The organism is Glutamicibacter sp. BW80, assembly GCF_002332385.1.
Taxonomy (GTDB): Bacteria; Actinomycetota; Actinomycetes; order Actinomycetales; family Micrococcaceae; genus Glutamicibacter.
The window spans coordinates 1-13,946 of record NZ_NRGV01000060.1 but is presented as its reverse complement, the minus strand read 5'-3'; the positions used below and the strand labels follow the sequence as shown (position 1 = coordinate 13,946).

11 protein-coding genes are annotated in these 13,946 nt (G+C 61.3%); 7 read left to right on the top strand and 4 right to left on the bottom strand.

Annotation, left to right across the window (positions count from 1 at the left end; genetic code table 11):
• Nucleotides 1–74: 74 nt before the first annotated feature.
• The gene (purU, locus tag CIK76_RS16275) at nt 75–947 is read right to left on the bottom strand and encodes a formyltetrahydrofolate deformylase (protein WP_096255420.1); all 873 of its coding nucleotides are present in this window, start codon (nt 945–947) and stop codon (nt 75–77) included.
• 706 nt (nt 948–1,653) lie between these two features.
• Between purU and CIK76_RS16270 the strand changes: the two genes are divergently transcribed.
• Nucleotides 1,654–2,274 carry a GntR family transcriptional regulator gene (locus CIK76_RS16270; protein WP_255248522.1) on the top strand — a complete coding sequence of 207 codons (621 nt, stop codon included), beginning with the start codon at nt 1,654–1,656 and terminating at the stop codon, nt 2,272–2,274.
• A gap of 60 nt (nt 2,275–2,334) precedes the next feature.
• Here the strand turns inward: CIK76_RS16270 and CIK76_RS16265 are convergent, their stop codons facing one another.
• The 3 genes from CIK76_RS16265 to CIK76_RS16255 form a co-directional block, all read right to left on the bottom strand.
• Entirely contained in the window at nt 2,335–4,233 is a 1,899-nt protein-coding gene (locus tag CIK76_RS16265; RefSeq protein ID WP_096288346.1) for a BCCT family transporter, read from the bottom strand.
• 233 nt (nt 4,234–4,466) lie between these two features.
• Complete coding sequence (fdhA, locus tag CIK76_RS16260) at nt 4,467–5,681, bottom strand: formaldehyde dehydrogenase, glutathione-independent (protein WP_096288344.1); 1,215 nt, start codon at nt 5,679–5,681, stop codon at nt 4,467–4,469.
• Nucleotides 5,682–5,810: 129 nt separating this feature from the next.
• Nucleotides 5,811–6,749: a LysR family transcriptional regulator gene (locus CIK76_RS16255; RefSeq protein ID WP_096288456.1), complete on the bottom strand. Its 939-nt coding sequence runs from the start codon at nt 6,747–6,749 to the stop codon at nt 5,811–5,813.
• Nucleotides 6,750–6,904: 155 nt separating this feature from the next.
• Between CIK76_RS16255 and CIK76_RS16250 the strand changes: the two genes are divergently transcribed.
• From CIK76_RS16250 to CIK76_RS19995, 6 genes are all read left to right on the top strand, one after another.
• Entirely contained in the window at nt 6,905–8,209 is a 1,305-nt protein-coding gene (locus CIK76_RS16250; RefSeq protein ID WP_096288342.1) for an aromatic ring-hydroxylating dioxygenase subunit alpha, read from the top strand.
• Nucleotides 8,206–9,591, top strand: coding sequence for an iron-sulfur cluster-binding domain-containing protein (locus tag CIK76_RS16245; protein ID WP_096288340.1), 1,386 nt, complete (start codon nt 8,206–8,208; stop codon nt 9,589–9,591). The genes CIK76_RS16250 and CIK76_RS16245 overlap by 4 nt, the downstream gene beginning before the upstream one ends.
• 71 nt (nt 9,592–9,662) lie before the next feature.
• Nucleotides 9,663–12,182, top strand: a complete 2,520-nt coding sequence (locus tag CIK76_RS16240) for an FAD-dependent oxidoreductase (RefSeq protein WP_096288338.1) — start codon at nt 9,663–9,665, stop codon at nt 12,180–12,182.
• A 419-nt stretch (nt 12,183–12,601) separates the two neighbouring features.
• Nucleotides 12,602–13,138 (top strand): hypothetical protein, encoded by a 537-nt coding sequence (locus CIK76_RS16235; protein ID WP_096288336.1) that lies wholly within the window; start codon nt 12,602–12,604, stop codon nt 13,136–13,138.
• Nucleotides 13,135–13,821 (top strand): nucleotidyl transferase AbiEii/AbiGii toxin family protein, encoded by a 687-nt coding sequence (locus CIK76_RS16230; protein WP_096288334.1) that lies wholly within the window; start codon nt 13,135–13,137, stop codon nt 13,819–13,821. The genes CIK76_RS16235 and CIK76_RS16230 overlap by 4 nt, the downstream gene beginning before the upstream one ends.
• A 45-nt stretch (nt 13,822–13,866) precedes the next feature.
• The coding region (locus CIK76_RS19995) for a transposase (protein ID WP_343252146.1) at nt 13,867–13,946 on the top strand (80 nt) is incomplete at its 3' end.

Genomic DNA, 13,946 nt, shown 5'->3' with positions numbered 1-13,946 from the left:
CCCTTCAACGCCATGCGGCCTTGGGCTCGCCACGCGGAACTCTGCGCACCTGCAGGCCAGCTTGCGGGAAAAACCTAGCGCAGCACCACGGTGCGTGAGCCGTTGAGGAAAATCCGGTCTTCGCAGTGCCAGCGCACCGCGTCCGACAGCGCCTTGCATTCGGTATCCCGACCGGCCGCGACAAGATCTTCCGGCCCGTAGCTGTGGTCAACGTTCTGGACCTGCTGGGCGATGATCGGCCCCTCATCCAATTCGCTGTTCACGTAGTGCGCCGTCGCACCCACGGTCTTTACGCCGCGCTCAAAGGCCTGGTGATAAGGCTTGGCACCCTTGAAGGACGGGAGGAATGAATGGTGGATGTTGATCGCGCGTCCGGTGAGCTGCCGGGTGAGATCATCGGAGAGGACCTGCATGTACCTGGCGAGCACCACCAAGTCCACATCAAAACGGTCAACGAGCTCCATGAGCCGGGCCTCTGCCTCCGGCTTGGTCTCGGCGGTGACCGGAACGTGGAAGAACGGTATGCCATTCCACTCCACCTGCTGGCGGTGATCCGGGTGGTTTGAGACGACCGCTGCGATCTCGACCGGCAGTTCCCCCATGCGCGCGCGGAACAGCAGGTCATGCAGGCAGTGCCCGAACTTTGACACCATGATCACCACGCGCTTCTTCTTGCCCGAGGCCCGCAGGCCCCAGGTGGCTTCGTGCTCTGTTGCCAGTTCGGTCAAGCTCGACTCCAATTCGGCGATTTCGGCAGCGACATTGGAAGTTTGGGACACTTCGAACTCAATGCGCATGAACAACGTCCCAGAACGCTGGTCATCATGCTGCTTCAGCTCCCGGATGTCCCCATGGTGCTTCAGCAGCAGACCGGTCACGGCATGGACAATCCCCGGGCGCTCTGCGCAGGTGAGGGTCAAGACATATTTATTGTTCAGTTCGGTCATTTTGCCGCTCCTTAGGTTCACCGAGATGACAGTGTCCCGTCACGCCTCGTACATTTCGTGGGGAATCGATGTGGTCTACGCCTGCGATCTGTCGTTGTTGACCAACCACGCCCTCCTTCTTGCATTGGCTCACCAATGCCAGAAGATCCGCACCCCTCCCTAGCAGGGTATCGCTGCTGTGAGCAATGATTTTAGATTAGGGGTGAATCCAATGCCAGTATCCCGCACGGGCCCAAAGTCCGTTCCGAAATCGGAAGTTGATTTCTGCATCTCAACTTCGGCAATCGACAGATCAAACCCTGATTCCAATCTCTGATATATCAATAACTGATCACAAGTCTATGTTCGCTGCGTCACAGCGTCAATAAGTTTCTTAGGGGATTTTTCATTGCCCGGAAAACCGCTGCATCAAGCGATTTCGCAACCCTACGGATCCACGTTCCCCCCAGGCAAACGGGCGCACCTTCTTGGCTTTCAGGGCCGCCTGCCGCGCAAGTGCGCCAAGGCCTGAACTTCGTACTGGAGCCGCGCCGGTGAGTGAACCGCTGGCGCTTGGTCCGCAACGACTCTTTCGCAGCTCTGAGGAAGTGACCGATTGGCACTCGAGCGATACCCTTTGATTATTGGCAACTGATATATGACCAGTGAAGAGAGCGACAATTTGATGCCCCCTAAGACCGCAGGCACCGATACAGGTACCCAATCGATGGCCGATCATGCCTATGGCGTACTTCGCGATCGCCTGGTACTGCTCGAAATTGCTCCCACCCACCCAATTCATGAGCCGCAACTAGCCGAAGAACTCGGCGTGGGGCGCACTCCGATCCGGGAAGCCCTGAAACGGCTGGAAACGGATCACCTGGTGGTTTCCTACCCGCGCCGCGGCACCTTTGCCACGGCCGTTGACTTCCACGAGCTGAACCATATTTCCGAAATCCGCCAGAGTCTCGAACCCCTGGCTGCCCGAAATGCGGCGGCCAATAAAGATGCCGGAATCAGGGCCGAGATCACCAACTACCTGGACACGATCGATGCCCTGGACGGGAGCGTCGATCAGCGTTCGCTGTTGCTGCTCGATGTGCAAATCCACCGGCTCATCTACAAGGCCAGCGCCAACAAGCATCTTGAGGAGACCCTCGTCCGCTTGGATAATCTGGTGACGCGGATCTGGTGCCTGGTGATTGACCAAATGCCGCCGATCGCCGAGCACATCACCGAGCATTCGGCCTTGCTGCGTGCAATCCTCGAGGGCGAAGACGAGCTGGCGGCGCGGTTGGTCTCGGCGCATGTCACGCACTTTGAGCAGGCCTTGCGTCGCGCACCCTGACGGACCGAGCTAGGCGACGGATTGCTCGGCCCGCCAGGCCTAGTGCACAAGGCGCTTGGCTTATTTGGCTGCCTTTTCGGTTTCCAGATCCCCGTCGGGGCCCAGGGAATCGGGCAGGCCATTCGGGGAGCCCAACTCCGCAACGTATTCCTCGTCCAAATCTGCAAAAACGTCCTTCGCTTCACCGTTCAGGGGCGCATTCTGGACCGTGACGATCGTCTGCTCGGTGGTCATCAGGCAGAACTGCTCTCCGTCGTGCCGATCTATCCCATCGTCCACGGCTTGTTCGAGGACTTCAAGCGCAACTCTGCCCCGGAGCACCAGGGGATCCTTGCTCAGATCTCTCCAAATCGCCACGCAGAGCAGCAGCATCACCAGCACGAACGGCAGCGCCGAGACGATGGTGATGTTCTTCAATCCGTTCAATGCCGCAGCCGGGTGGTCTCCTCCGGCCAGCAGCATGACCGCGGCCACCGCACCAACCGAAACACCCCAGAAAATCACCGACTTCTTGGACGGCTCCTCGGCACCGCGTTCGCTCAGCGCGCCCATGACGATGGAGGCCGAGTCGGCTCCGGTGACGAAGAAGATCGCGATCAATACCACCGTCAACGCGATGAGCACTGTTCCAAACCATGCGGGGAAGGGCAAACTTCCAAGCAGATCGAAAAGCACCGAATTGAAGTTGATATTCGGCACCCCATCCACCATCTGCGCCATTGCTTGGCCCATGTCTCCGGAACGTTCCGCCCGCTCCTGCAGGCCGATCGCACCGCCGCCGAAGATGGCGAACCAGATCAACGTCACCGTAGACGGCACCAGCAGCACTCCGGTGACAAATTGGCGGATGCTGCGGCCACGCGAGATGCGGGCAATGAAAAGACCGACAAACGGGGTCCATGAAACCCACCAGGCCCAGTAGAAGATAGTCCAGGATGACAACCAGGTGGCCATGGTTCCGTCGCCGGAAGAAGCCGTTCGCGAAGCCATTTCAGGCAGATCGCTGATAAAGGATCCCACCGCGTTTGGAATCACGTTCAAGATGAACAACGTTGGCCCACCGATGAACACGATAGCCGCGAGGATGACCGCAAGAATCATGTTGATATTCGAAAGCCATTGAATTCCGCGCTCAATGCCGGAAACCGCCGAACCGACGAACAAGGCGGTGAGAACCGCGATGATCAGGACCAGAACTCCGGAGCCCACGGTGGGCAGGAGCCCGGCAGACTGTATTCCGCCGCCGATTTGCAGCGCACCGAGTCCCAATGAGCAAGCCGACCCGAAAAGCGTCGCCAGGATGGCCAAGATGTTAATCGTCTTGCCGCCCCAGCCGTTGACCACCCGCTCACCAAAAATTGAGCTGAACATCGCGGAGAACAGCTGCGGCCGCCCCAAGCGGAAGCTTCCGTAGGCCATGCCCAAGCCGACAATCGCATACATGGCCCAGGGGAAGAGCGTCCAGTGGAACAGCGTGGTGCCCATGGCGGTGCCGACGGCCGCGGCGCTCTGCCCCTCAACCGTTCCCGGCGGAGGGGACATGTAGAAGAACAACGGTTCACCCACACCGTAGAACACCAGTCCGATGCCCATTCCGGTGGCAAACATCATGGAAATCCAGGAGATGGTGCTGAATTGCGGCTTCTCGCCATCTTTACCCAGCGGGATGCGGCCGAAGTTCTTGGCCGCCACGACCAGCACGAATATGGTGAAGACGGTAGCCGCAATCACGAACATCCAACCGGTATTCGTGATCACCCAGTCCAAGGCCTTGCCCGCGGTGTTTCCCAGACCGGTCGGCGAGGCGAACCCCCAAGCGATGAACGCCAGCGCCAGGGCGCCGGCAATTCCGAAAACCCAATAGTCGGTCCCGCCTGACGGGTATTTTCTCGGCCTGCGCCGGCGAGCCGAATGCAGCTCGCTGACTAGATCTTGAACTGGTTGATCACTGCGATTCATAGATTTTCCTTTGATGGTGGAACATGACGGCCTTCCGCAATGGCTCCGCGGCTTGGCCTGCCCGCAACCGGAAAACGGGCGCAACAAAGTCGTTGCTCGGTCAGGTTAAAGGCGGCGACCGCCGTGCTCGATGAACTGGCAGGGGCACGGCGGTCGCCGAATAATGCACCGGCTACGGCACAAACGCGGGGCCGAAGGAGTAAACCTTGCGTCCCCGCGCTGCGCTCCGCGAGCTAGGCGCCGATCAGGCCGTGCGGGTCGAGCACGAACTTCTGCGCCGCGCCCTCGTCGAAGGCCGCATATCCCTTGGGTGCGTCGGTCAACGGAATGGCGGTTGCGTTGACGTTTTTGGCGATCGAGACCTTGTCCGAAAGAATCGCCTGCATCAGCCCTCGGTTGTACTTCATCGCCGGGCACTGGCCGGTGACGAAGGTATGGGACTTGGCAAAACCTAGCCCGAAGCGCATGGATAGCGAACCCTGCTTGGCCGCCTCGTCGCTGGCTCCGGGATCTCCGGTGACATACAACCCGGGGATGCCGAGGCTGCCGCCGGCCCGGGTGATCTCCATGAGCGAGTTCAGCACGGTGGCCGGCTGCTCCTTCCCGGCGTCGTGCCCGTGGCCGCGCGCCTCGAAGCCGACGGCGTCGATGCCGCAGTCGACCTCGGGCGTGCCCAGGATCTGTGCGATCTGCTCGCCCGGATCGCCGAGCGAGACGTCCACCGTCTCGCATCCGAAGCTGCGCGCTTGGGCTAGCCGGTCGGCGTTGAGATCCGCAACGATGACGGTTGCCGCGCCGAGCAATTGCGCCGAGGTGGCCGCCGCCAGGCCCACGGGGCCGGCGCCGGCGACATACACGGTCGATCCGACCGTCACTCCGGCGCCAATGGCGCCGTGGTACCCGGTGGGGAAGATGTCCGAAAGCATTGTCAGGTCAAGGATCTTCTCCATGGCCTGGTCGCGGTCCGGGAATTTCAGCGCGTTCCAGTCTGCGTACGGAACCAGCACGTATTCGGCTTGCCCGCCGACCCATCCGCCCATGTCCACGTAGCCGTAGGCGGAACCCGGACGGTCCGGGTTGACGTTCAAGCAGATGCCGGTCTGTCCGACCTTGCAGTTGCGGCAGCGGCCGCAGGAGATGTTGAAGGGCACCGAAACGACGTCCCCCACCTTGAGGAACTCCACGTCGCGACCGACTTCGATCACTTCTCCGGTGATCTCGTGGCCCAGCACAAGACCCTCCGGGGCAGTGGTGCGGCCACGGACCATATGCTGGTCGGAGCCGCAGATATTGGTGGCGATGGTACGCAGGATGACGCCGTGGTGGACCTGGCGGCCAATGTTTGCCGGGTGGGCTCCCGGGCCGTCCTTCAATTCAAATTCCGGATACGGCGAATCGATGAGTTCGACCTTGCCTGCGCCGGCGTAGCTTACTGCCAAGTTGCCCATGGTGGACCTTTCCCTTGAAATATCAGTTGGATACTAATTGGAATTAGGCCAAGTCTGCTCATGAGTGTGATCTATGTCAATAGGAAACCGAAACTTGACTCGCGCTCCCGCCGATGCCAGAGGGAGGGGCTACCCGTCCAATTCCTCGGTCAATCGCTGGGAAATAATGCTCTTTGCGGTGCTCTGCAGAACCGTCAAAGATTCCTCGATGAGCGGCGCCCCCTTACTGCCCTTGCGCGTCACCGCGACGATTCGCCGCGATGGCTTGATTGCTCCGGAGATTCGGCGGCGCACCACATTCTCCGCACTGCCCAAGGCCGCCAAGCGCGGCATCAATCCCACTCCCAGTCCCGCCCCGATGAAGGCGATCATCGTTTCCCACTCGACCGCCTCGTGGGCAATATGCGGGGTGACCCCCAGCGAGGTGAAGGCGGCAACGAACAGGGCTCGATAGACCGATTGCTCCGAGTCCGAGATCCAAGGATCCTCGGCGAGCTCTGAGAGCGACACCGATTTATTCATCGCCAGCCGATGCTCCGCGGGCAGCACCACATCGAGCGGGTCATCGAGCAGCACCGTCTGCTCGAACTTGGCGTTGCCGCCACTTGATCCAGGTGTTTGCGAGGCCACGATCACGGCGAGGTCGATCCGCTCGGCCAGCAATAGATCCAGGCAGCGCTGCGGCTGGGCCTCCATGAGCCGCACCTCGACATGCGGCCGCGTTCTGCGCAGGGTCGATGCCAGCGGGGCCAGCAGCTGCGCTGCCGCCGTCGAAAAACCGCCCAGCCCGAAATCGCCCTGAACCTGCCCTTCGGCCGACAGCGCCGAGGACCGCAGCAGCTCCCATTGCGTCACAATGTCGTCGAGTCCCGCCACAAAGTGCCGGCCCGCGACGGTCAACCGCACCCCGCGCCCATCCTTGATCATCAGCTTGATTCCCAGGGAGCGCTGCAGCTCACGAAGCTGTGCGGAGACCGCCGATGGCGAGTATCCGGTGAGTTCGGCGGTCCGTGCAATGGTGCCCGCCGAGGAGAAGACTCGAAGGGTAATGAGTCGAGGATCAATCATGCACCCATTCTGCACGATTTCATTCACTTTCTTGCGCTTTTCTTGTTGGCCGATTGTTTCTAGTCTCGACTCATATGGTGATTCGACTCACAATGAATCTTCCCCATTTTCACATTCATGGGCGCCTGCAGGCGTCCGGCTTCTAGGAGTAAAATATGACCGCTTCGGTAAGCACTCCGCACTCTACGCGTGGCAAGCTCGCCTCAACGGTAAGCGATGAACAGCTCGCCGAGATTACCGAACTCTTTCAGAATCGGCGCAAGGGCTACTCGCTTGAGGCACCGTTGTATACGGATCCTGCGGTATTCAAGGTCGAAATGCAGGCAATCTTCGGAACCCACTGGCTCTTTGCCGCCAGCGTTGCCGAAATCCCGGAGGCCGGAGACTACGTCACCCTCGACTACGGGCCGCATTCGCTGATCGTCTTGCGCACCGATGACGGAGGCGTCAACGTGCTGCACAATGTGTGCCGCCACCGCGGTGCCCGCGTGCTGACCGAAGCCTCGGGCAGCACCGGCAACCTGGTGTGCGGCTATCACTCATGGACCTACTCCCCCGAGGGCAACCTGATCCACGCCTCGGCTCCGGGCGAGGGAACCTTTGACAAGAATTGCTTTGCGCTCAAGCGCGCCCACGGCCGGATCCACGCCGGGCTGATCTTTGTGTCCTTGGCCAAGGAGCCACCTGAGGATTTCGACCAGGTCGCCGAAATTTTCGAACCCTACCTGGCCCCGCATGATATTTCCCGCGCCAAGGTCGCCTACCAGCAGAACATCATCGAAGAGGGCAACTGGAAGCTGGTGATGGAGAACAACCGCGAGTGCTACCACTGCGATGGCCACCCGGAACTAGCCTGCTCGCTGTTCCCCACCTGGGGCCTGACCGACGAGACCGTCCCTACGCATCTCGAAGAAGTCTGGGAACGCAACCAGAAAGCCCAGGCAGGGTTGGAAGAACGCTGCCGCCGCTACGGGATCCCGTACGAAGTCGTCGAGGAGCTGGACACCCGCGTCGCGGGGATCCGCATTTCCCGTGAATCCCTGGATGGCGACGGAGAGTCCTTCTCCGCCGACGGGCACCGGCTCTCGAAGAAGCTGCTCGGCGAGCTGCGCGACTTCCGCTTGGGCCGCTGCTCCATGCACCTGCAGCCCAATAGCTGGTTCCACTTCCAGTCCGACCACGTGATCACCTTCGCCGCGTTCCCTATTAACGAGCATCAGACCCTGGTGCGCACCACCTGGCTCGTGGCCGACGATGCGGTGGAGGGCGACGACTACGATCTGGAGACGCTCACCCACACCTGGAAGCAGACGAATCTGCAGGACAAGGCCTTTGTCGAGCTCTGCCAGTCCGGAGCCAGCAGCCCCGCCTACGAACCCGGCCCGTACATGAAGAGCGAATACCAGGTCGAAGCATTCATCAACTGGTACACACAGCGCGTTTTGGAGCACCTGGCATGACCGGTACCGCCAAGCTCCTGAGCAGCGCCCAGCGCCTGCGCGGGCTGGAAATGCCCTGGAACAGGGTGCTCAGCAGCCAAGAAGGCCCGGCGAGCGCAGCCCGCGCACTGGGCCCCTGGCATCCCCAGGAATTCCTGGCCGAATGCGTGCAGACCATCGAGGAAGCCGGCGGGCTGATGACCTTCGTCTTCCGCCGCCTCGATGGCGCACCGCTGGCGTTCCGCGCCGGGCAGTACCTGAACATCGCTTTCCCGGTGCATGGCGAAGACCAGGAGACGGTGGACCGCAGCTATTCGATTTCCAGCGCGCCCACCGTGCCCTGGACCTTCAATGTCAGCATCAAGCGCGACCCCAAGGGACTGGTATCCACCTGGGCGCATGAGAACCTGCGTCCGGGCATGGTGCTGGACATGCTCGGCCCGGTCGGGGCCTTCCACCTGGGCGATTCCGACCGCCGCGCCCGCTTCCTGTTCCTGGGCGCCGGGGCCGGAGTCACTCCGATCATCTCCATGGTGCGCACCATCCACTCGCTGCCCGGCCAGGCCGATGTGGTGGTGCTCTGCCACGGCACCGTGCCCGGAGACTTCCCCTTCTGGCGCGAGCTGGAATACATCAAGCAGGTCGATCCGCGCATCAGGGTCTCCTACTCGCTCGGAAATCGCGAAAAACCCGCAGATTGGGACGGATACTCCGGACGGCTCACCGCTGAAATGATCGAGGCGGTGGCCCCGGATGCCAACGGGCGCAAGGTGTTCGCCTGCGGTCCGGAAGGCTACCTGAACTCGGCCACCAAGCTGCTGCGCGAAGTCGGCGTGGATGACACCTCGGTGTTCATGGAATTCTTCTCCGGAGACCGCAAGACGCTGCTCGAATACCAGGCAGAAATCGCACTGGCAGAGGGCATCGCGGAAGAAGTCGCCGAATCGGTGGAGGAGTTCTACGAGAGCCAGCCGCCGGAGCTGAGCATGTACGAGCCGGACTATGACGAAACGGGCACCCTCGAGGCCGTCGGCCAAAAGCTGGTCGTGGTCGACTCCGATGTTCCGCTGCCGCCGGCCGAACCGCTGGTCACCGAAGAAGAGCCGCCTGCCGCCTCCTCCTTCCCCACCGTGGGCGAAGGCGAGCTGACCATGACCTTCCTGCGGACCGCGATCAACGTCAAGATCAACTCGGATGAGCGCATCCTGGGGGTAGCCCAACGCGCCGGAGTGCGCATCGGGGCCAACTGCCAGGAAGGCATGTGCGGCTCCTGCAAGGTCGTCAAGCTCGAAGGGGACGTGGACATGAACCACCAGGGCGGAATTCGCGCCCGGGAGATCACCGCCGGCAAGTTCTTGCCCTGCTGCTCCACCGCGCAAACCGATCTGGTCATCGATGCCTAGCCGTCGCGGCCCGATCCCCCAGTACCGCCAGCAGTTGCTCCACCACACCATCAGTACATAAGGAGTCCCCCATGTCTCAAACTTCACCTCGGGTCGTCATCATCGGAGCCGGAATCGTCGGCGCTAACCTGGCGGACGAACTTGTCCAACTGGGCCACACCAATACCCTGGTTATCGAACAGGGCCCGCTGGATATCCCCGGCGGCTCCACCTCCCACGCCCCGGGCCTGGTCTTCTCGTCCAACGGCTCGAAATCCATGACCGAATTCGCGCAGTACACCATCGAGAAGCTCGACTCGCTGGTGGGCGCCGACGGCCGTGGATCCTACCTGCGCGTGGGCGGACTGGAGATCGCCACCACCGAGGCGCGCTTGGCAGATCTGCATCGCCGCGCCGGGTGGAACCGCTCCTATGAGGTGGAGGCCCACGTGGTCGACGCGGAGGATTGCCTGAAGAAGTTCCCGATGCTCAACCCCGAGCTGGTCCTCGGCGGCCTCTACACGCCGAACGATGGATTGGCTCTGGCCGCCAAGGGAACCCAACTGGTGATGGAACGCGCCAAGGCCGCGGGCGTGGAATTCCGCGACCGCACCGTGGTCACCGATATCGAGCAATCCGGCGGCAAGGTCACCGCGGTCATCTGCGGCGAGGACCGCTTCGAGGCAGATATCGTGGTTTCCTGCGCGGGTTTCTGGGGCCCGAATATCGGAAAGATGGTGGGCACCGAGATCCCGCTGCTGCCTTTGGGACACCAGTTCGCCTGGACCACCCCTGCACCGAGCCTCGCGGGCATCAACGAACTGCCGGCCGGCGCCAGCCGGCCGATCCTGCGCTACCAGGATCGCGACCTCTATTACCGTGAGTGGGGAGAGAGCATCGGCATCGGCTCCTACGCGCACCGCCCGATGCCCGTGGACCTGGACACCCTGCGGACCTACAAGCCCGAGGAAATCACCTCCGAGCGGATGCCATCCTCGCTGGACTTCACCCCCGAGGACTTCGCCGCCGAATGGGAAGCGACCAAGGAACTGCTGCCGGATCTGCGCAATACCCAGATCCAGCGCGGCTTCAACGGGATCTTCTCCTTCACCCCGGACGGCGGTTCGCTGGTGGGCCAGTCCAAGGAGGTCGACGGCTTCTTCGTGGCCGAGGCCGTGTGGGTCACCCACGCGCCGGGCATCGCCAAGGCCGTAGCCGAACTGATCACCACCGGCACCTCGAAGACCGATCTGAGCGACTGCGACCTGAACCGCTTCGAGGACATGCAAACCACCAAGGAGTACGTCAGCGAAACCTCGCAGCAGAACTTCGTGGAGATCTACGATATCCGCCACCCGCTGGAGCCGCGGCTGAAGCCGCGCAATGTGCGCACCAGCCCGTTCTTCTCCCGGCAGCAGGAACTGGGAGCCTTCTTCCTGGAAGGCACCGGCTGGGAGCGCCCGCATTGGTACGAGGCCAATGCCTCCCTGCTCGAGCAGCTGCCCGCCGAATGGGCCGCCCCGGCGCGCGATGACTGGTCGGACATGTTCCACTCGCCGATTGCCGCGGTGGAAGCCTGGAAGACCCGCACCGCCGTGGCGATGTTCGACATGACCCCGCTCAAGCGCGTGGAAGTCGCCGGCCCGGGCGCCGGGCAGATGCTCCAGGGCCTGACCACAGCGAATATGCTGCGCGCACCTGGCATGGTCAGCTACACCCTGCTGCTGGACGCCGCCGGCGGCATCACCAGCGATATCACCGTGGCCCGCATCTCCGACGAGCTCTACCAGGCCGGCATCAACTCGAATGTGGATGTCGCCTATCTGGACCGCGAGGCCCGCAAGTTCAACGAGGCGAACCCGGGCCAGTGGGTGTCCGTCCGCGATATTACCGCCGGAACTTCCTGCATCGGGCTCTGGGGCCCGCTGGCCCCAGAGGTGATGGCCAAGGTCAGCGAAGACGATATGAGCAATGAGGGGCTCAAGTACTTCCGCACCAAGCAGATCTCCATCGCCGGCATTCCGGTGACCGCAATGCGCCTGTCCTATGTGGGCGAATTCGGCTGGGAGCTCTACGCCTCGGCGGATGTCAGCGCCAAGCTCTGGGATGTGCTTTTCGAGGCCGGCCAGGAGCACGGCATCATCGCCGGTGGACGCGAAGCGTTCAACTCCATGCGGCTGGAGAAGGGCTTCCGCTCCTTCGGCACCGACATGACCAGCGAGCACGAGCCGGAACAGGCAGGGCTGGGCTTCGCGGTCAAGGCCACCAAGACCGTGGACTTCGTGGGCAAGGCCGCCCTGGCGGACCGCGCCGCCGCGGCCACCAAGCGGCTGCGCTGCCTGACCATCGATGATGGCGTGTCCGTGGTCCTGGGCAAGGAACCGGTGTACGTGAACGGGGAACCGGCCGGCTATGTCACCAGCGCCACCTTTGGCTACACGGTGCGCAAGCCCATCGCCTACGCCTGGCTGCCGAAGACGGTGCAGACCGGAGACGCGGTGGCGATCGAGTACTTCGGCAAGCCGATCGCCGCCACCGTGGTCGATGATCCGCTGTACGATCCGCAGATGGACCGGTTGCGCGGGGTTTCGCTGGCCACCTCGGCCAGCTAGCAACATCCAGCCACCGGGAGGCCGGGTAGCTGTTCATAATGAACAGCTGCCCGGCCTTTTGCCGTATATACGCATATATAGGTACGAGACGCGCGCTGCGTTCTGGTTTCCGCGTCGTTTGATCAGCAGTGGAACTACCCGGGGTTCCTCAAGACCGGGCTTCGTCGTTGGCATCCTGTGTGATGAACTACCGCACCCGTCCGATGTTCAGTAAATAGATGCATTCCGGTAGTTACGGAACAATGCAATTAACTGAACATTCCAGTCGCGAATAGACCTACCGCGAGCATCATTGAGCGCATACGGCAGGATTCGCTGGGTTGAGGAGTCCTTTCGTCATGGCCTTCGGCAATTCAGCACAGGGACGTTGCCCGCTTATAGTGGTGTCAATTTTATACTGTTGACGGTATAATATTGACATGAAGCAAAGCTATAGAGACATCTTGCGAGAGATCGCCTACGACAACTATGGCTACGTCACTGTCACCGGCGCCACCGACGCTGGCGTGCCGGCGGTGGAGCTGCCAAAACTTGCCGCCCGAGGCGGTTTGGAACACACCGGGTACCGCCTTTACCGGGTCACCGACATTCCACCAACTGACCACGATCAGTTCGCGGAAGCTACCTTACGAGCGGGCGCCGATTCCCACCTGCGAGGAGAAACTGTCCTTGCCCTCCTAGGGCTGGCGGATGTGAACCCTCGAAAAATCACAGTTGGTACAACCCATCGCGTACGTCGAGCTATGCCTAGCTATATAAATCTCGTTCGAGCTTCAGTAGACACAAAAGTGACTCACTATCAGGGGATTCCGGCGCAACGGGTTGCCGAAGCCCTCATTGAATGCCGCGGACAAGTACCCGCATCACGACTACGAGACGCCGCGATCAGGGCCCGCGCCGAAGGACTTCTCACCTCTGCAGAATGGCGCCAGGTACGTAAGGAACTTTCCGTATGAAGTATCCAACCCCACCCGCAAATCTCACAGCGCTCAACCAGCGCATTAGAAACTTAGAAGGCGAGGAAAGCTTAGTCACCCGGCGACGCACCTCCATGGCACTGGTCATTGTCGGGCAAATGCTCCCCGGAGGATCCGTAAAAGGTGGAAGTGCTATGGCATTGCGATATGGCACTGGAACACGATTCACGCGTGACCTCGACGCCGCACGGGCCAGTGGACTGGCAAAGTTCCGCGATGATTTCGCAGATCGCCTCCTAGAAGGATGGGAGGGCTTCACCGGACGTCTTGTTGAAAAGAAGCAACTGAAACCCGCAGGAGTCCCGGCTTCCTACGTAATGAAACGCTTCGACGTCAAGCTCGACTACAAGGGAAAAGCATGGTGCACCGTCCCCTTTGAACTGGGCCACAATGAAATCGGCGACGCGGAACACCCCGTACTGGTTCTTGCTGAGAACCTTATCGACATGTTCACTTCTCTCGGCTTACCATCCCCAGCTCCTGTGCCGGTAATGCCAGCAGATCATCAAATCGCCCAGAAAATCCATGCATCTACCGCTCCTGGAAGTGACCGAGCCCGGGACCTCGTAGACCTTCAGCTGCTGGGCACCCAAGAGCAACTAGATCTCACGCAAGTACGATCAACCTGCGTCCGACTCTTCACTTACCGCAAAGCGCACTGAGCTGTCATGATGTTGTGAGACACGCGTATGTAGGAGAATGAGTTCATGTCCAAACGTCAGAAATTCACCCCGGAATTCCGTGCAGAAGCGGTGGAACTGGTGCTTTCCTCAGGAAAAAGCCTGGT

Bases quoted from the DNA above. Each gene is read 5' to 3' on its own strand.
- purU (WP_096255420.1), bottom strand. From the start codon at position 947: ATGACCGAACTGAACAATAAATATGTCTTGACCCTCACCTGCGCAGAG.
- CIK76_RS16270 (WP_255248522.1), top strand. From the start codon at position 1,654: ATGGCCGATCATGCCTATGGCGTACTTCGCGATCGCCTGGTACTGCTC.
- CIK76_RS16265 (WP_096288346.1), bottom strand. From the start codon at position 4,233: ATGAATCGCAGTGATCAACCAGTTCAAGATCTAGTCAGCGAGCTGCAT.
- fdhA (WP_096288344.1), bottom strand. From the start codon at position 5,681: ATGGGCAACTTGGCAGTAAGCTACGCCGGCGCAGGCAAGGTCGAACTC.
- CIK76_RS16255 (WP_096288456.1), bottom strand. From the start codon at position 6,749: ATGATTGATCCTCGACTCATTACCCTTCGAGTCTTCTCCTCGGCGGGC.
- CIK76_RS16250 (WP_096288342.1), top strand. From the start codon at position 6,905: ATGACCGCTTCGGTAAGCACTCCGCACTCTACGCGTGGCAAGCTCGCC.
- CIK76_RS16245 (WP_096288340.1), top strand. From the start codon at position 8,206: ATGACCGGTACCGCCAAGCTCCTGAGCAGCGCCCAGCGCCTGCGCGGG.
- CIK76_RS16240 (WP_096288338.1), top strand. From the start codon at position 9,663: ATGTCTCAAACTTCACCTCGGGTCGTCATCATCGGAGCCGGAATCGTC.
- CIK76_RS16235 (WP_096288336.1), top strand. From the start codon at position 12,602: ATGAAGCAAAGCTATAGAGACATCTTGCGAGAGATCGCCTACGACAAC.
- CIK76_RS16230 (WP_096288334.1), top strand. From the start codon at position 13,135: ATGAAGTATCCAACCCCACCCGCAAATCTCACAGCGCTCAACCAGCGC.